The sequence below is a fragment of the Streptomyces sp. NPDC059524 genome (assembly GCF_042749255.1).
GTDB lineage: Bacteria > Actinomycetota > Actinomycetes > Streptomycetales > Streptomycetaceae > Streptomyces > Streptomyces xanthii.
Genome location: NZ_JBHYTK010000188.1, coordinates 1 through 856 on the forward strand (window position 1 = coordinate 1; position 856 = coordinate 856).

The window sequence follows — 856 nt, forward strand, 5'->3', positions numbered from 1 at the left end:
CCCGCACACCGTGTGTGCGGGGCCCCGCCGTCGTACGGGAGCGCTGTGCGGGGCGGCTCAACGGGCCTGTGAGGCAAGCTCCTTGGCGGCCTCCGTGAGGTCCTTGGCCGTGTCGATGGCCCGCCAGTACGCGCCCTGCGGGATCGGGAACCCGGCGAGGCGCTTGGCGCGGGCCAGCCGCGGGAACGTGGTCCGCTCGTGGTCGCCGAGGTCCGGCAGCAGCGACGCGAACTCGGCCGAGAACACGTACACGCCCGCGTTGATCAGATACGGCGACGGCGGCGCCTCCACGAAGTCCGTGATGTGACCGAACGCGTCGGTCTCCACCGCGCCCCACGGGATGCGCGGCCGGGCCAGCGCCAGCGTCGCCGTCGCCTCGCGCTCGGCGTGGAAGTCGGCCATCTCGCGCAGGGAGAAGCGTGTCCAGATGTCGCCGTTCGTCGCGTACCAGGGGCGGTCCGGGTGCGGCAGGTGGCCCGCGGCGTACTTGAGGCCGCCGCCGCGTCCCAGGGGCTCCTTCTCGACTGCCGTCGTGACCCGCAGCGGCAGTTCGGCCTCGCGCAGCCAGTCCTGGAGGACCTCGGCGAGATGGCCGCAGGAGACCACGGCGTCCGTGACGCCCTCGGCGGCCAGCCAGGACAGCTGGTGCCCGATGATCGGCATGCCCGTGCCCGGGATCTCCACCATCGGCTTGGGCCGGTCGTCGGTGTAGGGGCGCAGGCGCGAGCCCTGGCCGCCCGCCAGGACGACGGCCTGCGTCGGGCGGTGGTGCGGGAACGCGTGCGGGCCGTGGGCGGGGGGGGGGGGGCGCGGGGGAGATCCGACCAGCGACCCACACGACACCGCCCCCAGCGAC

Annotated in this window: 1 protein-coding gene; it reads right to left on the minus strand. The window is 74.5% G+C overall.

Going from position 1 to position 856, the window contains the following annotated elements; translation table 11 throughout:
- Positions 1-57 precede the first annotated feature (57 nt).
- The gene (locus ACFW9D_RS34050) at positions 58-744 is read right to left on the minus strand and encodes an NDP-sugar synthase (RefSeq protein WP_384628541.1); all 687 of its coding nucleotides are present in this window, start codon (positions 742-744) and stop codon (positions 58-60) included.
- Positions 745-856: the final 112 nt, after the last annotated feature.